Here is a 16,592-nt window from a genome sequence, read left to right as displayed (position 1 = left end):
GGTTGAGCAGCCCCGGTCGAAACTGTCAGCGACCGGGGCTGTGTCGTTGTCGAGCTGGGCAAGTCGAATTACGCTGCGCTGCCACGCTTCTCACCGTCGAGCTGACCCAGCGTGTCCACGCCAGCCTGCCTGATCATCTTCACCGCAGCGACGTGCATAGCGGCTGTCTCAGTGGTACCGCTGATCATCTCGCCCAGCACAGTGATTCGTTCCTCGTGCTGGTCGACCGTCGCATCGCGCCACGACACCCGCGTGCCGTCGCCGGTTGCGAACACCGTGTCGAGAAGCTCGATGGTCAGCTCAAGTCGCAACGTCTCGGCGTAGTCGTCAACAATCCGTGAAATACGTTGTGCCAATGCTCTATCGGCATACCCCGGCACCCAGTCCTCTTTGAACCCCTCACTCTGAGGCATCGCGAGAGCGTCCGACAACCACTGGTCAAAACCAGCTCTGCCATCGCGGCCACACCATCGGCGAAACTGCGCCCGCCGCTTGGCGTTGAACCAGACACCGTTAGCCCACTTCGCCGGAGCTGCGTGTAGTGCGTCGAACTCCTCTGAGCCCTCTGAGCCGGTGGCCTGTTGTTCGGCTTCGCGTTGTCGCACTGCCGGTGGTTCCACGATGCGTGAACGCTGCTCGATACGATGTGCGCGCATACGCTTCACCGCTTCAATATCGTCGTAAAGCAGGTGCACCAACATGTTTCGGCGATGCTGCACCGCTATGGCGTCGGCCAGGCGCTCGGCGATTTGCGTTGAATCTGTATCAGGCTCCGCGTCAACAGCTTTGAGCACCTCGGTTGTGACATTCGCGGGTGTGATGCGGATTTGCGTTGTCATCGCTGGTCCGTCCACCCGACCGGCACGCGAGTGAGTAGGTCCTCAACGTCACTGCGCCGCAAGCGAACTGCCTTGGCCCCGAGATGGTAGGCCGGTAGGTCGCCATCGGCGATGTACTTGCGAATTGTCCTGTGGTGCACGCGCAGAAACGCAGCCGCCTCGTTGATGGTGATCAGGGCGTGTTCACTCTGACGCTCACGCTCGCGCTTGGGGACGATGGCCATGATGTGAATCCTTTTGCTCAACAGGTGGTCTCGGCCCGAACGTGTTGCTTGGACCTCGGTCTCGTCATCACCCGCACTGTGTGACGTTCCACCTGTTGAGCTACGGACTCTGAGACGGAAACCACTGTACCACCGGGGCACAAGGTAAGGCATTGCAGCACAACGCAATCTGTGCGCACACCCGGTATCGCAGCAGGTCGCTCACACCGCGTTGTGCGAGAGCTGGCCATTGGGTGCGATGGTTGCCACGTGATCCAACTGAATCACCTGAGCCAACACATCAGGCCACGCATGGCACTGTGCGCACAGTCGAGGCTATCCAGTGTTTGCGTCAGCGCGTGCCCCTGAGCCGTGCGCACACCCGCTGTTCGGGTCCACCGGCCCGAGCTGGCCGCGTTCGTGCGCGAGCGTGGCGCTCAGGCACCCGCAATCGCCGGTTTGGCGCTACCCAATGGCCAGCTCGTGACCCTGACCGTTGGCCTCGGCAGCCGCCTTGGCCTCGGTACCGAGGCCACCCGTGGCCAGAGCTGAGAGGGCGGCCGCAATCTCGGCATCTCGGCCCGACACCACTTGCTGATAAAGCAGGGACGCCTTCACGGTCGAATGGCCAAGCCGGTGCATTGTCTCCACCAGATTGCCGACGCGGGCCACCTGTGTTCCGGCGAAGTGGCGCATGTCGTGGACCCGCGCATCCTCGCGGCCCACAGCCGCCAGCGCCGGATCGAGGTACTTGCGAAACACCCGGTCATTCAGATGGCACCCCCCGCGCTCAGCGGGGAACAACAGCGCCTCTGGCCCACTTCCGGTGCGCGTGTCCAGATGATGCCGAATGTCGTCACGAATGTGTGGCGGGATCACGACGGCACGAGCCTTGCCCGACTTCGGTGTGTCCACGTTGCACTCGCCACTGCGGTGTGTCACTGCCCGACCGATAAACACCACTTCGCAATCGGCGTCGAAGTCTTTGCGGCGCAGCTCGGAGACCTCACCCCAGCGCAGGCCACACCATGCGCTGAGCAGTACCAGAGCTTTCAGCCGCGCCGGTCGAATCTTGTCCGCTACCGCTGCCAGCTCGGCAACGGTCAGAATCACTGGCTCGCGCTTGCGCGGAGGGTTCATAGCCCGCTCAATATGGCAGGGATTCGCTTGCAGCAGACCATCTTTGACCGCTGTTCCGCAGATTGCGTGCAACAGCGCGTAGGCATGGCTGTTGCTGCGAGCGCGTTTAGGGTCGAGTTTGGCGTACCAAGCCCGTACCGCCTGACCGGTGAGCGCACCGATGCCGACCGCGCCGAGTGTGTCCGAAATATGTAGGCGCATCATGTCTTTGTACATCTTTCGGGTGCGCGGTTTCAGCGGTCGCTGCTCGATCCACGTCTCGGCGTACTCGTCAAGCGTGATGATTCTGGCTCGGCTCTCGGCCTCGCGTTGCGCCGGTGGTGTCCACTCGCCGCGCTCGATGAGTCGGCGCTCATCACCGAGCCAATACTCGGCGTCCATCTTGGCCGTGAAGGTGGTCCGCGCAACGTGGCGCGCCAGGTCCTTGCCGACATACGAGGCTTGATAGCGGCCTGACGGCAGCACCCGAATCTTGCCCCAGCTTCGCCGTGATCTTTTTCGTTGTGTAGATGACATGCGCGTTTGCCTATCCGTGCCCTTATCGTGCCCTAACTGCCTATCGTAGCGCGTCAATCGGCGTCAAAGGATCACTTGGTCAAGCTAGCGAATTGTGCGCACACTCAAGGTAATTCGCAGTTCAACGGCCTAGGCGAGGCTGGCTGTACGGCTATTTCGAATCCTGCCGGGGGCACTCTTCAAAATCACCATCTACCTGCACAAACAGGTTATTCCGGGTTGTTGACGCCTTTCGACCACGTCCACGCCGTCAGCCGCCAGCCATCGTCACCGTTGCGGAGCGCGACCGTGAAGACTCCCCCGTTCTGCACGATCCGCTGCCCCTTGAGGTCGAACGTCATCGTCGTCGGGACCACGACGTAGCCGTACGCCCCGTTGATATCGACATGTCGCGGCTCACCGAGGGTGACGTGATAGCCGGAGGCACCGACGTGCTCACCGTCGGCGAGCACGTCGCGCCACCAGTCCCGGGTGGCGGTCGGCCCCTGCCACACATGGGGCGCCATTCCGTCCAGGATCTGCATCGGATCGGCGCAGGCGGCGGCCAGCGCATCGACGTCGCCCCGGTTGAACGCGTCGATGTACCGACGCACGGCCGCCATCGGATCTGTTGCCATGTGTGGACCCTAGAGCTCCGCACACCGCGGCGAGGGCATTCAAAACTCTATAGAATATTTTCTACAGAGTTCTAGGAAGGATGCCGCAGTGATCACGTTGTCTGCCGAAGAACAGGCCATCGTCAGCACCGTCCGCGACTTCGTGGACAAGCAGGTCCGGCCCGTGGTCCGCGAACTCGAGCACGCCAACACCTATCCCGGAGATCTCATCGAGGCGATGAAGGAGATGGGCATCTTCGGGCTGGCGATCCCGGAACCGTATGGCTTCGCCGCTGTTTCGATGCCGTGCTACGCCCAGGTCACCGAGGAACTCGCGCGCGGCTGGATGAGCCTGGCCGGCGCGATGGGCGGACACACCGTGGTCGCCAAGCTCCTGTTGCAGTTCGGCACCGAGGAGCAGAAGCAGAAATACCTCCCCCGGATGGCCACGGGCGAGCTCCGCGCCACGATGGCCCTGACCGAACCCGGCGGCGGCTCGGACCTGCAGGCCATGCGGACCGTCGCGGCGAAGGACGAGTCCGGTTATGTGATCAACGGCTCGAAGACCTGGATCAGCAACGCCCGCAAAGCCGGCCTCGTCGCACTGTTGTGCAAGACCGATCCGACCGCCAGCCCCGCGCACAAAGGTGTCTCGGTCCTGTTGGTGGAGAAGGTCCCCGGCTTCACGGTCTCCAAGGACCTACCGAAGCTCGGCTACAAGGGTGTCGAGAGCTGCGAGATCAATTTCGTTGACTGCCATGTGGATTCGGATGCTCTGCTGGGCGGCGCCGAAGGACAGGGCTTCGCGCAGATGATGAAGGGACTTGAGGTCGGCCGAATCCAGGTCGCCGCGCGGGCCACCGGCGTGGCCCGCGCGGCCTTCGACGACGCCCTGCAGTATGCGCAGGAGCGGGAGAGCTTCGGGGTGCCCATCTGGCAGCACCAGTCCATCGGCAACATGCTGGCCGACATGGGCACCAAGCTCTATGCCGCACGCAGCCTCCTGCTCGACGCGGCGGAGCGGATCGATGCCGGCGGGCGCTGCGACATGGAGGCCGGGATGGCCAAGCTGTTCGCGTCCGAGACCGCGATGGAGATCGCGCTGAACGCCGTCCGTATCCACGGCGGCTACGGCTATTCCACCGAGTACGACGTCGAACGCTACTTCCGGGATGCACCGCTGATGATCGTCGGCGAGGGCACCAACGAGATCCAGCGGGGCGTGATCGCCAAGCAGTTGGTCAAGCGCGGCGGACTCGATGTCTGAGGTGCCGGGATGAACAAGAGACCGACACCGATGCGGTTGTCCGATGTCGTCGCGGCGCACGTTCGCGAGCTCATCGTTTCGGGCCAGCTGCACTCCGGAGCGTTCATCCGCCCAGAGGCGGTTGCCGAGGAATTGGGCGTCAGCGCCACCCCGGCGCGCGAGGGCCTACTCCAACTCCAGACCGAGGGCTTCCTGTCCGTCGAGCCGCGGCGCGGCTTCATGGTGACCGCGCTGTCCAGCGACGACATCCGCGACATCTACGACGCGCAGGCGCTGTTGGGCGGCGAGCTCACCGCCCGCGCCGCTGCGACCATCACGCCGGCCGTGGTCGACGAACTCGAAGGCATTCAGGACGCGCTCGAACGGGCCGCTGCCGCCGGAGATTTCGATGAAGAGGAACGCCTCAACCATGAGTTCCACGCCCTGATCTACCGGATGAGCGGATCGCGCAAGATGCGCTGGCTGATCAAGACGACATTGGCGTACGCCCCGCGCAAGTTCTTCGCCGCGGTGGAAGGGTGGCCGGAGGCGTCGGCCCAGGATCACCGCGCCATCATCGAGCACTTGCGGACCAAAGACCCGGAGAAGGCCCGCGCTGCCATGGCGCGGCACATCCGCAATGCAGGCACGTTGCTTGCCGACCATTTGACGCAGGACGGCAAACCCACCTGACCGCAACGCGCACCGAAACCGCCGTTTTGGCAAACGCACCTGTGGCCTGGATCCGGCGGCAAAACAGCGAGAAAAAGGCCTTCAGCAAACTGCTTGCAAGGTATACAGTGGCTCCAACGCGTCGGTATTCCATATGGGGGGACAGACAAACCATGCACAAGCTCATTGCAGCTGCGGTAGCCGCAGGCGCCCTGAGCGCCGGACTCGCGCTCGCCGCTCCGGCCTCTGCGACTGACTGCAACGAAGTCGTCGAGAGCATCAACACCGACCCCGACTACACGGTGAGCTCCGGTGACAAGTGGAGCTGCGCGGGTGCGATCGAAGCCAACAAGTGGACGACGTTCCCGGGTGCCATCACCGACAAATGGGCCAGTGCTCCCGCCAACACCGCCGACAAGTGGGCCAATGCCCCGGGCGAGATCGCCAAGAAGTGGAGCGATTTCCCAAAGAACCTTCAGGACAAGTGGTCCGGTGGTGGTGACGAGGAGTAAACCTCCGCACACCGCCCTACATCAGTGGTGATCCGTTTACAGCGGATCACCACTGATCTGTTTACGGCTGCTCTCCCACTCCGAGCGCAGCGAGCAGCGCCTCACGATGGGCGATGAACTCCGGGTTGCGGTAGTTACGGGCGTCAGGAGTCTGGAAGTCCAGCTGCCGGTCCGCGACGAAGGTTCCGCCGTCGAGCACCAGCACCCGGTCAGCCAGCGTCACCGCCTCGTCGACGTCATGGGTCACCAGCAGCACCCCGGGCTCGTACTTCGCGCACAGCTCCTTGAGCAGATGATGCATCCGGACCCTGGTCAGAGCGTCGAGCGCCCCGAAAGGCTCATCGGCGAGCAGCAGCGCGGGGTTTCGCACCAGCGACCGGGCCAGAGCCACGCGCTGCTGCTCACCGCCGGACAGCTCGTAGGGCCAGGCCTGTTCGCGTCCGGCCAGGCCGACGTCGGCAAGCACCGCGCTGGCCCGCTGTCTGACCTCCCGGCCCGACAGACCGAGCGCGACGTTGTCGAGCACCCGCGACCACGGCAACAGACGGGAGTCCTGGAACACCACCGACACATCACGGGCGACGAACAGATCCCCGGCCCCGGCCACGCCGTGGTCCAGCCCGGCCAGCGCGCGCAGCAGCGTGCTCTTACCGGAACCGCTGCGACCCAGCAGGGCCACGAATTCACCCTTGCGGATGGTGAGGTCGACCGAATCGAGAATGGTTGTGCCACCGAATGATCGGCTCAATTCCCGGACGACGGCCACTTCCTCGGTCAGGTTCCCAGTGCGCGTCGCCACGACAGCGCTCTCCTCTCGACGGCGCGGACGACGTAATCCCCGGTGAGTCCGAACACCGCGTATACCAGCAGGCCCACCACCACGATGTCCAGCTGCCCGTACAGGCGGGCCTGGGTCATGAGATAGCCGATCCCACTGGTGGCGTTGACCTGTTCGACGACCACCAGGGCGGTCCAGGAGATGGTGACCGCGAGCCGCAGCCCGGTGAAGAATCCGGGCAGGGCGCCGGGAATGGCCACCTTGCGGATGAACTGGCTGCGGGAAAGCCCAACGGTTTCAGCAAGTTCGACGTGGCGCAGGTCGACACCCTTGAGCTGTGCGGTGGTGTTGATATAGACGGGAATCAGCACGCTGGTCGCGATGATGATGATCTTCATGGTGTCGCCGATGCCGAACCAGATGATCGCCAGCGGGATGATGGCCAGCGTCGGCACCGCGCGCTTGACCTGGATCGGCCCATCGACGATGGCCTCGCCGATCCGGCTCAACCCCGAGATCAACGCGAGCACCAGACCCAGTGCCACGCCGATGGCCAACGAGATCGATGCCAGCTTGAGCGAGGCGAGGATGTTCGTCGGCAACCGGCCGTCCGACCACATCTCGCCGATCGTGCGCACGATGTCCAGCGGGTGCGGCAGGGTCCGCGGATCGAGGATGCCCAGTTGCGAGGTGATGATCCAGATGGCGACCAGTAGGAGCGGTCCGATGGCCAACGACGCCGGGATGGCCCGTCCCGGCCCCAGCCGTCGGCGACGCTGCGTCCCCGACCGGTGTTCCAGGTGCGGATAGTCCTGGCGTTCAACCGGATTCGGGTCCGAATTCAGTGCCGACGCCGGGGCCGTCTGGACGGTGGTCACTGCTTACCCGTCGACGTCGCGTTGAGTTCGGCGAACCGGGAATCGAATTCGTCTTTGGCGCTCAACTGTTTCCCGGAGAACGCGCCGGCCTGTTGAAGCAGATCGATGGTCTCCTGCTGGGTGTTGATCAGCTCATCGGTGAATCCCGGAACCGAGGACTTTCCGTCGGCCGCCGCGATGGCCTTGGCGTCTTCCGGGCTGACCTTCTGGTCTTTGATCAGGTATTCGTCGATCCAGGTCTGCTTGTTGTCGTTGAGCCATTGTTCGGCGCGGTACCAGGCGATGACGAACTCGCGGATGGCCGCGGCGCGGGCCGGGTCGGACAGCGCCTCCCGGCTGGCGTAGACGTAGTACAGGCCGGGGTAAGCGCCCGGGGCATTGGGGATTTCGATGCTGCCCTCCCCCTTGGTCGAGGCGAGGTAGCGGACGCGGTCCGGCTGTTTGAGCACCGCGGCGTTGACCTGTTCGGCACGCAGACCGTCGGCGAACTCGGCCAACCCGAGGTTGATCGGCTGCACGTCCTTGATGCTCAGGCCGGCGGACTTGAGGTTGCGCAGCACCACTGCCTGCTGCGCCGTCCCTTCGTTGATCGCGATCTTCTTGCCGGCAAGGTCTTTCAATGACTTGATGCCCGAACCCGGTGAGGTTGCCAGCACCAGCCCGTTCCCGTCGTATTTGACCGCCCCGACGATGGGCACTCCGGCGTCCGAGTACTGCGCGAGGATGGGCGGGACATCGCCGACCCGGCCCAGTTGCGCGTTGCCCGAGCGGATCGCCTCCAGACGCAGGGGTCCACTGCTGAAGTTGGCGTAGGTGACGTCGGCGCTGAGCCGGTCCTGCTCCCCGGAGAGTTTGAACAGGGTCTTGAGCCGGTTGGCGTCGTCGGCAACCACCAGGCTGGTGCCTTCCGGCACCGCCACCGGAATCGGCGCATCGGCCGCCAGTCCGCCGGTGCCCGACGCACCGGATCCGGACGACTGGCAGGCACTCACCATGCCCACGACGAGACCGGCAGCCAGGATACCCCGGGCCAAGCGGGTCAACGGATTACGCATATGGGGTCCCCTGTCAGCTCGCCGCCGACACGGCGGTGCCCGTGGCGGTGGTGAATTGGTTGGCCGGCCGGTCCAGGCCGAGATGGTCACGAAGGGTGGTGCCGGTGTATTCCTCACGGAAGAGGCCGCGGCGCTGCAACTCTGGGACGACATGGTCGACGAAATCGGCCAGCGAGGACGGCAGAGCCGGCGGGATGAGGTTGAAGCCGTCGGCCGCGCCGGTGGTGAACCACTCCTCGATGGTGTCGGCGACCTGTTCGGGCGTGCCGGCAAACAGACGATGTCCCCGGCCGCTGCTCAGCCGCAGCAACAGTTCACGGACGGTGAGGTTGTCCGTCTCGACCAAACGCTTCACCAGGGTGAGCCGGCTCTTGATGAACGTGTCCCCCGGGTCCTCGGCGGGGAAGTTCAGTTTCCGGTCGAGATCGTCCTTGGTGACCGCGAATCCGACGATGGCACTGAGTTGTTCGAGCCCGTAATCGGGCACGGTGAGCTCCTCGAATTCGCGTTGGCGCTCGCGGGCCTCGGCTTCTGTGCCGGCGATGATCGTCGACAGGCCGGGCAAGATGTGCACCTGCTCCGGGTTGCGACCGTGGCGGCGGATGCGGGCCTTGACGTCGCGGTAGAAGTCGCGGGCCTCGTCCAGGGTGGGTTGTGCGGTGAAGATGGCCTCGGCGTACCTGGCGGCGAGATCCTTGCCCGGCTCGGATGATCCGGCCTGGAACAGCACCGGATGCCCCTGCGGCGAACGCGGCACCTCCAGCGGCCCGGCGACGTCGAAATGTGCTCCCGCGTGGTTGATCGCGTGGATCTTGTCCGGATCCACGAAGCGTGGCGCGACCTTGTCGCCGACGATGGCGTCGTCCTCCCAGCTGTCCCACAATTTCAGGGCGACCTGGAGGAACTCATCGGCACGCCGGTACCGCGCCTCCGGGTCCGGGTGGTTCGGCACCCCGAAGTTGGCCGCGGCCGAGGCATTGGCCGTCGTCACGACGTTCCAGCCGGCCCGTCCCCGGCTCACGTGGTCGAGAGTGGCGAACCGGCGCGCCAACCCGTACGGGTCGTTGTAGGTGGTGGACGCCGTCGCGATAAGGCCCACGTTGGTGGTCGCCCCGGCCAGCGCCGCGACCAGGGTGATCGGGTCAAGGGCATCGAACGGGCGAAACTCGGTCTGGTCCTTGAGCACCGGATGGTCGGCGAAGAAGACGGCGTCGAGCTTGCCGCGCTCGGCGATGCGAGCCAGTTCGATGTAGTGGGCGATGTCGGTGATGCCCGACAGGTCGGTTTCGGGGAGGCGCCACGCCGCTTCGTGTTGACCGATGTTGCGCAGGAATGCGTTGAGGTGCAACTGCCTTGCGGGCGCAGCCATTGAGACGAGCTCCTTTGGACGGTGAACGGGCTGCGTCCATTTCAGGGGCCGGGAGGTACTGCGAGAACAGTTAAGATCAGCGAAATTCCAGCTAACCTCCAGATACGACACGAGCGTGCGGCTCGTGTTGCCGCACGCTCGTGAGTGAGGTTGGTGTCCTCCGGGAGCAGGTCAGCCCAGGCCGGTCCACTTCTTCAGCATCTTGCCCGGGAAGCCGCCCCACTTCTCGGCGGTCTTGCCCGGGAACGTCGCCCACTTCTCGGCGGTCTTGCCCGGGAACGAGGTCCACTTCTCAGCGGTGTCGCCGGGGAAGTTGGTCCACTTCTCCACGATGGGGCTCTCGGGCAGGTCCACCCCGCCGGTGAGCGCGCTCTTGGCAGCGTCGGTGACGGCATCGGTGACCGACGAATTCACTCGGTCACACGGCGAGCACCCGACGGTGCTGTTGCCCTTGGAATCAGCCGACGCCGGCGCGGACAGCGCCACCGCGGCGCCGATCGCCCCCGCGGCGAGGGTCGTGGCGATCAAACTCTTCTGCATCATGGGTCCCCAACTGTCGTATCCGACGCCGCTGACGACGACGCCAATTTGACACGCTAGTCCCAAAACCCGGCTGACGCCGGGTCAAGTCAGGCGCCGATATGGGTTTGCTGTAGCTGGCCCAGGTCTGAACCACCCGTTGGCGCGACCTACCTACGACCGCTGCCTGGGGCAGCCTGCTCCAACACCAGGTAACCACCCGGTGAACGGTCGCCTCTCAGACCGACCCAACAGGCACTTTTCCAGTATTCGAGCGCGGTACCGATTCCGTTCCCGGCCGGGGACCACTCCGGGAAAACCGGTGCCGCTTCGAGATCCAGACTACGTCGACGGCCTGGGATGATCTTGCTCACGTTTTGCTGGGAGCGGCTGATCATGGCATCTCAAGCGAAGACCTTCGCCACCTCGGCAACGCGCCGCAACTGGTCGATGTCCGAGCTGGTCGGGATCAGGTGCACCTCGTCGGTACCGATGTCCTCGAACTTGCCGAGCACATCGATCAACTCCTCTTCGGTACCGGCCCACCCCGTCATGGGAGCCATCGCGTCCACGTACTCGGCCGGGATCCAGTTCATGTACCGGCGCAGGTGCCGGTGTACCTGGGCGCGCGCCTCTTCGGGCTTGCCGAGGGCGAACCAGAACGACGTCGCCAGATGCGGCTTGGGTTTACCCGCCTCGGCCCAGGACGTCCGGGCGATGTCGAACAGCTCGGCCTGCCGGGTCAGATCCAGGTCCAGTGTCGTGCCGGCCACGCCGTCGGCCCAGGCCGCCGCATCCCGGATGGTCTTGGGCCCGATGGAGCCGATCTGCAGGGGCGGCCCGCCGGCCTGCACCGGCGGCGGCCCGACCGGCAACACCGATTCGGTCACTTTCTCCCCGGCCCAGACCCGCTTCATCACCGCGACCCGCTCGGCCATTCCCCGCCGGGTCTGAGACGCCGGGTCGGCGCCCACCGCGTGGTAATCCTCGTGACGGCCGCCGACACCGATGCCCACGGTCAACCGCCCGCCGCTGAGCAGATCGCCGGTCGCCAGGCCTTTCGCCAGCATCACGGGGTCGTGCAGCTGCGGCACCACCACCGTGGTCACCAGTCGCACCCGGTCGGTCCACGCCGCAAGGGCGCCCAGCAGGGTCAAGCTGTCGGGGTTGTCGAAGGCGATCCGCTCGCCCCAGCACAGCGACGAGAAGGGACCTCCGTCGATGACGTGCGCCCAGGACCGCAGCGTCGTCGCATCCAACTGAGGTTCCATGACCGGCATCGTCATCCCCACGCGCACGCACGGATTCTGTCACGTCCGGGTGGCAGCATGAACCCATGGCCATCACCACGTCGTCGGTCGCCCATGTGCGGCTCACGGTCACCGATATCGAACGGTCCCGGCAGTTTTACGAGAGTGTGTTCGGGTGGCCGGTTCTCATCGAGATGCCGCGGGACGCCGGTCCGGAGGTCCGCGCCCGTCTCAGTTTCCTGTCCGGCGGCGTCATCTACGACGCCGGGGCAACATTGATCGGTCTGCGCCCGGTCGGGCACGACGCATTCGACGAGAATCGAACCGGGCTGGATCACTTGGCGTTCCGGCTCAAGAACATCGCGGAGTTGAACGACGCCGCTGGGCACCTCGACGACCTGGGCATCACGCATGAGCCCGTCAAGGACATCGGGCCGTCGTACATCCTCGAGTTCCGCGACCCCGACAACATCGCGCTGGAGCTCACCGCACCGAAGTAGACCCGGGGGATATCCCCCACCGGTACTCGGAGGAAAACGCTGTGTCGCCGGGCCGCACAAGTTCGTAGGTTGATGGCATGGTCGCAATGAGCGAAACCGCCCTGCCTGCCCCCGCCGAGCCGGCTCCCGAGCCCGTGGCGAAATCTCGCGCCATCGGACTCGTCCCGACCGCGTCGATGATCACCGGCGCCGCACTGGCGTTGGTGTGGTTCTGGATTCCGTTGTCCATCATGGTCATCGGGTTCTCCTCGATTCCGTCGGTGATCGGATTCGTGCTCGCCGCGGTGGTGTTCATCTACCTGATGCGCGGTGTCGAATGGGTCGAGCGGGCGCGCAGTGAAGCGGTGTTCGGCCTGGGCATCGGCGTTCCGCCGCGGCAACTGTCGCCGCACTCCGGGTTCCAGGGCTGGGCGCACCAGCTGTGGCTGGACATCAGCAGTAGCCGGTTCTGGAAAGGCTTCTGCCACCACTACCTGCGGATGATCTACGACATGCTGGCCACCGGGCTGGCGTTCGCACTACTCACGTTCGCGTTCCTGGGCCCGGCCGCCGCCGTCGCCATCCGCCAGAGCGACCAGGACGCAGGCCTGATCTTCCTCTCGCCGCCGATCGCGTGGCTGCTGGCGATCGTCGCGGTGATCGCGGCGGTAGCCATCCTGATCTTCGCCCCGGCCATGGACGCCGCGATCGACCGATGGCTCTTGCCGCCGTCGCCCACCGCCGCGCTGGAGTATCAGGTGAACGCGCTGGCCGATGCCCGGCAGGGTGCGGTGTCCTCGGCACAGACCGAACGTCACCGCATCGAACGCGACCTGCACGACAGCGTGCAGCCCCGGCTGGTATCCCTGGCGATGACGATCGGACTGGCCCAGACCAAGCTGGATTCGGATCCGCCCGCCGCCAAGGCGCTGATCGCCGAGGCCCACGATGACGCCAAGAGCGCATTGGTCGAACTGCGCAACGTGGTGCGCGGCATCGCCCCGACGATCCTGTCGGATCGAGGCCTGGACGCCGCGTTGTCATCGGTCGTACAACGTGCCGAGACCTCCGGAGTCCCAATCACATTGCATGTCGAGCTGCCGCGCCGGCTGCCCGAGGAAGTGGAATCCGTCGCCTACTTCGTGGTTGCCGAGGCGTTGACCAACATCGCCAAACACGCCAACGCCTCTCAGGCGGTGGTCACCGTTCGGTTGGATGACGCCGCCAACGTGCTGTACGTGTCGGTGTTCGACGACGGTCAGGGCGGCGCGGTCATCGACGCGGGCGACAACGCCACCGGCCTGCGCGGGTTGGACGAGCGAGTACGTGCCGCAGGTGGGACCTTCGGGGTGTCCAGCCCCGCCACCGGACCCACAATCGTCACGGCGGTGCTGCCATGCGCATCGTGATCGCCGAGGACTCGGCATTGCTGCGCGCGGGAATCGAACGGATCCTCGCCGACGCGGGGCACGAGGTCGTCGCCGGCGTCCCCGACGCCACCAACCTGCTACGCCTGGTGAACGAACACCATCCCGACCTGGCCATCCTCGACGTCCGGATGCCGCCGACGTTCACCGACGAGGGCATCCGGGCGGCGGCGCTGCTGCGCAGCCAGAATCCCGAGTCCCCCGTCCTTGTGCTGTCCCACTACGTCGAAGAACGGTACGCAGCCGATCTGATCGCCTCGGACACAAGAGGATTCGGCTATCTGCTGAAGGATCGGGTGGCCGATGTACCGGCCTTCCTCGATGCCGTGGCCGTAGTCGGCGGTGGAGGCACGGTGCTCGACCCCGAGGTGGTGTCACAGATCTTGGTACGTTCGGCCCGCCACAGCGCCCTCGACCAGCTGACCCCGCGCGAGCGCGATGTCCTGCAGCTGATGGCCGAGGGGAAGACCAACTCGGCGATCGCTGCCGCACTGCATATCTCGGTCGGCTCGGCCGAGAAACACATCGCGTCGATCTTCACGAAATTCGACCTCGCTCCCGACGAGAGCGAGAACCGCCGTGTCCTGGCGGTGCTGCGTTACCTCGAGACCTAAGCCGAATACCCCCACCGGGAAGGAATTTCATCGTGACCACGATCGCCCCTCCGCCGCCGGTCAATCCACCGCCTCAGTTGAACCCCGGTGGGCGCACCACATTCCGTCTCGTTCTCGTCGCGGCGGCGACCCTGCTGGTGGTCGGCACTGTCGCCTCGCTCGGGGTGGCAGCCTGGGCAGTGAGCAACGTCCGGGTCGTCACCGATCGCCAGGGACTGCCCGCGACTATGCGATCACTGGTGGTCGACACCGCACAGATCCCGGTCGCGATCCGTATCACCGCCGACCGCGAAACCCGGGAAGCCGCAGCAGATCTGCGCCTGGTGAACACCTCTCGCAGCGGCGCCCACCGACTGCAGGTCACCACCGACGACGACGAGACACGGATTGCCATCGCGGGCAATCCTTCCCGCATGCTGGAATGGGCCCGCGGTGGGGAGATCACCATCGCCGTGCCGCCCGAGCAGGCCCGGCGGCTGACCGTGCGGACCGAGCAGGAGCTCGGCACGGTGATCGCCCAGGCCGACGTGGACCAGTTGATCGCCAGGGTCACTGATGGGGCGATCATCCTGCGCGGCGGCGCCCGCCGCGTCGAGGCGCACACCGTGGACGGCGAGATCGTCTCGCGCGATCCGATCGCGGTCACCGAAGAGTTCAGCGCCACCACGTCCGACGGGGACATCACCGTCGACTTCCGCGACGCCGCGCCGCGCCGCGTCGACGCGGTGAGCCGCGACGGCGACGTGGTGATCGGGCTGCCGGAACGGGGACCGTATCTGGTGCACGCACAGTCCGGGGCCTCGACCGAGGTCCGTGTCGCCGAGACGACCGATCCCAAGACCGCGGCGGCCGAGGTCACCGTCCGCTCCGACGATGGCGATGTGGTCGTGGAGCGGGTGGGCCCCGGGCGAGGGCGGGGCTAGGCCGGGGTAACCCGGTCGAAGATCTCGGCCACCGACCCGGCCCGGGCCTGGCGCCATCCGGTTCCGGCCCACACGTTGGTGGCCTGCGGATCGCCGGCGGCCACGGAAGCCTTGCGCACCGGACTGGTCAGGTAGTGGATCTCGGGGTAGCCCAGCGGGGCCTGCCCATCGTGCTCGACGATGAAGCGGTTGCGCAGGCCGCGCGCATACCGTCCGGAAAATGCCCGGGTGACAACGGTTTCGGTGAATTCGGGGCTTTGCAGGGCAGCACGATGCACAGGGCTGCTGCCGGCTTCGTCGGCCAGCAGGAACGCGGTACCGAGTTGGGCGGCCACCGCACCGGCGGCCAGCACCCCCGCCACCTGTTCGGCGGTGACCAGCCCGCCCGCCGCGACAACCGGGACGTCCACCGCTGCCAGCACGTCGGCCAGCAGATGGTCCAGCGATTGCGACGCGGGCGAGGCCGCCGGGTCGAACGTCCCGCGGTGCCCGCCCGCTGCGGGCCCCTGCACGGCGAGGGCGTCGACCCCGCGGCCTACCGCCACCCAGGCTTCGTCCAGCGTCGTCACCGTCCCGACGGTGGTGATGCCCGCGCCGCGCAACCGGTCGATCTCCGGTGCGTCGGGCAAGCCGAAGGTGAACGAGACCACCTCGGGACGCAGGTCGAACACCACGTCCAGTTTCGCGGCCCAGGCGTCGTCGTCGTAGCGCGGCGCACCCAGCGCCACCCCATAGCGCTGCGCCTCACCGGCCAGCTCGGCGGCATAGGCCTGGATCTGTTCGGGCGTACCCGCACTGGGTTGCGGCGCAAAGAGATTGACTCCGAGCGGCTCCGTGGTAAAACTGCGTGCGGCAGTGATCTTTTCGGCCAGCACATCCGCGGTCAGGTAGCCGGCCGCCAGGAATCCGAGTCCACCGGCGTTGCTGCCCGCCGCGGCCAGCTCCGGAGTGGAGGGCCCGCCGGCCATCGGCGCCACGATCACCGGGCGTCGCAGCCCCCGAACGTCGAATGGGCTCATCACCGCACCGCCTTCCCGAACAGCAGCACATCCTGCGGTTCATCACTGATATTGGGAAACATCGCGTAGCGCGCCAGCCTTCCCTCCAGTGACAGACCACACCGTCGCAGCACCCCGGCCGAGCCGGCGTTGTCGACGTGGCAGTACGCCGTCACCCGGTACACCGTGGGATCGGGCGCCACATCGGTCAACATCAACGAAACCGCCTCCGACATCAGGCCTCTCCCCCACCACTTCCGCGCCAGGCAGTAGCCAAGCTCGACGGCGTAGGGCTGCGGGCGGCGGCGCGCGCACAGCCCGGCCACTTCACCGTCGACCTCGATGAGCCAGGTCTGCTCGTCACCGACGTTGAACAGCGACGTGATGACGCGACGGGTTTCGGCCACCCCGGAATGCGGCCGCCAGGACAGATAACGCGTCACCTCGGGGTCGGAGGCGATCCGGGTGTACAGCGCTTCGGCGTCCTCGACGACCGGTGGCCGCAGCCGCACCTGTGGCCCGGCCAGAATCTGGGTGTGGGGCATGGTCCCATCCTGCACCGTTGCCGGGGCCACCCG

Annotated in this window: 19 protein-coding genes; 7 read left to right on the top strand and 12 right to left on the bottom strand. The window is 65.9% G+C overall.

Annotated elements, in window-relative coordinates; translation table 11 throughout:
- Window positions 1–68 precede the first annotated feature (68 nt).
- The 4 genes from G6N57_RS14910 to G6N57_RS14895 all read right to left on the bottom strand — a co-directional run bounded on the left by G6N57_RS14910 (window position 69) and on the right by G6N57_RS14895 (window position 3,315).
- The gene (locus G6N57_RS14910) at window positions 69–839 is read right to left on the bottom strand and encodes a hypothetical protein (protein ID WP_077743190.1); all 771 of its coding nucleotides are present in this window, start codon (window positions 837–839) and stop codon (window positions 69–71) included.
- Entirely contained in the window at window positions 836–1,063 is a 228-nt protein-coding gene (locus G6N57_RS14905; protein WP_097926104.1) for a helix-turn-helix domain-containing protein, read from the bottom strand. Before G6N57_RS14905 ends, G6N57_RS14910 begins: the two co-directional genes overlap by 4 nt.
- Before the next feature lie 444 nt (window positions 1,064–1,507).
- Window positions 1,508–2,698: a tyrosine-type recombinase/integrase gene (locus G6N57_RS14900; protein ID WP_077743188.1), complete on the bottom strand. Its 1,191-nt coding sequence runs from the start codon at window positions 2,696–2,698 to the stop codon at window positions 1,508–1,510.
- A gap of 209 nt (window positions 2,699–2,907) precedes the next feature.
- Window positions 2,908–3,315 (bottom strand): YybH family protein, encoded by a 408-nt coding sequence (locus tag G6N57_RS14895; protein ID WP_077743187.1) that lies wholly within the window; start codon window positions 3,313–3,315, stop codon window positions 2,908–2,910.
- 88 nt (window positions 3,316–3,403) lie between these two features.
- On the opposite strand from G6N57_RS14895, the gene G6N57_RS14890 reads away from it, so the two are divergent.
- The 3 genes from G6N57_RS14890 (at window position 3,404) to G6N57_RS14880 (ending at window position 5,724) form a co-directional block, all read left to right on the top strand.
- Window positions 3,404–4,561, top strand: a complete 1,158-nt coding sequence (locus G6N57_RS14890) for an acyl-CoA dehydrogenase family protein (protein ID WP_174814484.1) — start codon at window positions 3,404–3,406, stop codon at window positions 4,559–4,561.
- A 9-nt stretch (window positions 4,562–4,570) separates the two neighbouring features.
- Window positions 4,571–5,233, top strand: a complete 663-nt coding sequence (locus tag G6N57_RS14885; RefSeq protein ID WP_077743186.1) for a GntR family transcriptional regulator — start codon at window positions 4,571–4,573, stop codon at window positions 5,231–5,233.
- A 152-nt stretch (window positions 5,234–5,385) separates the two neighbouring features.
- On the top strand, window positions 5,386–5,724 hold the full coding sequence (locus G6N57_RS14880) for a hypothetical protein (RefSeq protein ID WP_077743185.1): 339 nt from the start codon (window positions 5,386–5,388) through the stop codon (window positions 5,722–5,724).
- A 61-nt stretch (window positions 5,725–5,785) separates the two neighbouring features.
- On the opposite strand, the gene G6N57_RS14875 is transcribed toward G6N57_RS14880, so the two are convergent.
- From G6N57_RS14875 to G6N57_RS14850, 6 genes are all read right to left on the bottom strand, one after another.
- The gene (locus G6N57_RS14875; RefSeq protein ID WP_077743184.1) at window positions 5,786–6,523 is read right to left on the bottom strand and encodes an ABC transporter ATP-binding protein; all 738 of its coding nucleotides are present in this window, start codon (window positions 6,521–6,523) and stop codon (window positions 5,786–5,788) included.
- On the bottom strand, window positions 6,499–7,380 hold the full coding sequence (locus tag G6N57_RS14870) for an ABC transporter permease (protein ID WP_077743183.1): 882 nt from the start codon (window positions 7,378–7,380) through the stop codon (window positions 6,499–6,501). Before G6N57_RS14870 ends, G6N57_RS14875 begins: the two co-directional genes overlap by 25 nt.
- Window positions 7,377–8,435 (bottom strand): ABC transporter substrate-binding protein, encoded by a 1,059-nt coding sequence (locus tag G6N57_RS14865; protein ID WP_234815705.1) that lies wholly within the window; start codon window positions 8,433–8,435, stop codon window positions 7,377–7,379. The genes G6N57_RS14870 and G6N57_RS14865 overlap by 4 nt, the downstream gene beginning before the upstream one ends.
- A 13-nt stretch (window positions 8,436–8,448) precedes the next feature.
- Complete coding sequence (locus G6N57_RS14860) at window positions 8,449–9,804, bottom strand: LLM class flavin-dependent oxidoreductase (protein WP_077743182.1); 1,356 nt, start codon at window positions 9,802–9,804, stop codon at window positions 8,449–8,451.
- A 171-nt stretch (window positions 9,805–9,975) separates the two neighbouring features.
- Complete coding sequence (locus G6N57_RS14855; RefSeq protein ID WP_077743181.1) at window positions 9,976–10,347, bottom strand: hypothetical protein; 372 nt, start codon at window positions 10,345–10,347, stop codon at window positions 9,976–9,978.
- A gap of 380 nt (window positions 10,348–10,727) precedes the next feature.
- Window positions 10,728–11,609: an LLM class flavin-dependent oxidoreductase gene (locus G6N57_RS14850; RefSeq protein WP_077743180.1), complete on the bottom strand. Its 882-nt coding sequence runs from the start codon at window positions 11,607–11,609 to the stop codon at window positions 10,728–10,730.
- A 50-nt stretch (window positions 11,610–11,659) separates the two neighbouring features.
- On the opposite strand from G6N57_RS14850, the gene G6N57_RS14845 reads away from it, so the two are divergent.
- From G6N57_RS14845 to G6N57_RS14830, 4 genes are all read left to right on the top strand, one after another.
- Complete coding sequence (locus G6N57_RS14845; RefSeq protein WP_077743179.1) at window positions 11,660–12,073, top strand: VOC family protein; 414 nt, start codon at window positions 11,660–11,662, stop codon at window positions 12,071–12,073.
- Between the two features lie 77 nt (window positions 12,074–12,150).
- Window positions 12,151–13,461: a sensor histidine kinase gene (locus G6N57_RS14840; protein ID WP_077743178.1), complete on the top strand. Its 1,311-nt coding sequence runs from the start codon at window positions 12,151–12,153 to the stop codon at window positions 13,459–13,461.
- Complete coding sequence (locus G6N57_RS14835; RefSeq protein ID WP_076212727.1) at window positions 13,449–14,093, top strand: response regulator transcription factor; 645 nt, start codon at window positions 13,449–13,451, stop codon at window positions 14,091–14,093. Before G6N57_RS14840 ends, G6N57_RS14835 begins: the two co-directional genes overlap by 13 nt.
- 32 nt (window positions 14,094–14,125) lie before the next feature.
- Window positions 14,126–15,016: a DUF4097 family beta strand repeat-containing protein gene (locus G6N57_RS14830; protein WP_077743177.1), complete on the top strand. Its 891-nt coding sequence runs from the start codon at window positions 14,126–14,128 to the stop codon at window positions 15,014–15,016.
- Here G6N57_RS14830 and G6N57_RS14825 read toward each other — a convergent pair.
- A complete protein-coding gene (locus G6N57_RS14825; RefSeq protein ID WP_077743176.1) occupies window positions 15,013–16,035 on the bottom strand; it encodes a nitronate monooxygenase in 1,023 nt (340 codons plus the stop codon). The genes G6N57_RS14830 and G6N57_RS14825 overlap by 4 nt on opposite strands.
- Window positions 16,035–16,559 carry a GNAT family N-acetyltransferase gene (locus tag G6N57_RS14820; protein ID WP_077743286.1) on the bottom strand — a complete coding sequence of 175 codons (525 nt, stop codon included), beginning with the start codon at window positions 16,557–16,559 and terminating at the stop codon, window positions 16,035–16,037. Before G6N57_RS14820 ends, G6N57_RS14825 begins: the two co-directional genes overlap by 1 nt.
- Window positions 16,560–16,592 lie beyond the last annotated feature (33 nt).

The sequence above is a fragment of the Mycolicibacterium boenickei genome, assembly GCF_010731295.1.
GTDB lineage: Bacteria > Actinomycetota > Actinomycetes > Mycobacteriales > Mycobacteriaceae > Mycobacterium > Mycobacterium boenickei.
This window is presented reverse-complemented; position numbering and strand designations above follow the sequence as displayed.

Bases quoted from the DNA above. Each gene is read 5' to 3' on its own strand.
- G6N57_RS14835 (WP_076212727.1), top strand. From the start codon at position 13,449: ATGCGCATCGTGATCGCCGAGGACTCGGCATTGCTGCGCGCGGGAATC.
- G6N57_RS14880 (WP_077743185.1), top strand. From the start codon at position 5,386: ATGCACAAGCTCATTGCAGCTGCGGTAGCCGCAGGCGCCCTGAGCGCC.
- G6N57_RS14855 (WP_077743181.1), bottom strand. From the start codon at position 10,347: ATGATGCAGAAGAGTTTGATCGCCACGACCCTCGCCGCGGGGGCGATC.
- G6N57_RS14845 (WP_077743179.1), top strand. From the start codon at position 11,660: ATGGCCATCACCACGTCGTCGGTCGCCCATGTGCGGCTCACGGTCACC.
- G6N57_RS14885 (WP_077743186.1), top strand. From the start codon at position 4,571: ATGAACAAGAGACCGACACCGATGCGGTTGTCCGATGTCGTCGCGGCG.
- G6N57_RS14860 (WP_077743182.1), bottom strand. From the start codon at position 9,804: ATGGCTGCGCCCGCAAGGCAGTTGCACCTCAACGCATTCCTGCGCAAC.
- G6N57_RS14850 (WP_077743180.1), bottom strand. From the start codon at position 11,609: ATGACGATGCCGGTCATGGAACCTCAGTTGGATGCGACGACGCTGCGG.
- G6N57_RS14905 (WP_097926104.1), bottom strand. From the start codon at position 1,063: ATGGCCATCGTCCCCAAGCGCGAGCGTGAGCGTCAGAGTGAACACGCC.
- G6N57_RS14910 (WP_077743190.1), bottom strand. From the start codon at position 839: ATGACAACGCAAATCCGCATCACACCCGCGAATGTCACAACCGAGGTG.
- G6N57_RS14900 (WP_077743188.1), bottom strand. From the start codon at position 2,698: ATGTCATCTACACAACGAAAAAGATCACGGCGAAGCTGGGGCAAGATT.
- G6N57_RS14820 (WP_077743286.1), bottom strand. From the start codon at position 16,559: ATGCCCCACACCCAGATTCTGGCCGGGCCACAGGTGCGGCTGCGGCCA.
- G6N57_RS14825 (WP_077743176.1), bottom strand. From the start codon at position 16,035: ATGAGCCCATTCGACGTTCGGGGGCTGCGACGCCCGGTGATCGTGGCG.
- G6N57_RS14865 (WP_234815705.1), bottom strand. From the start codon at position 8,435: ATGCGTAATCCGTTGACCCGCTTGGCCCGGGGTATCCTGGCTGCCGGT.
- G6N57_RS14895 (WP_077743187.1), bottom strand. From the start codon at position 3,315: ATGGCAACAGATCCGATGGCGGCCGTGCGTCGGTACATCGACGCGTTC.
- G6N57_RS14840 (WP_077743178.1), top strand. From the start codon at position 12,151: ATGGTCGCAATGAGCGAAACCGCCCTGCCTGCCCCCGCCGAGCCGGCT.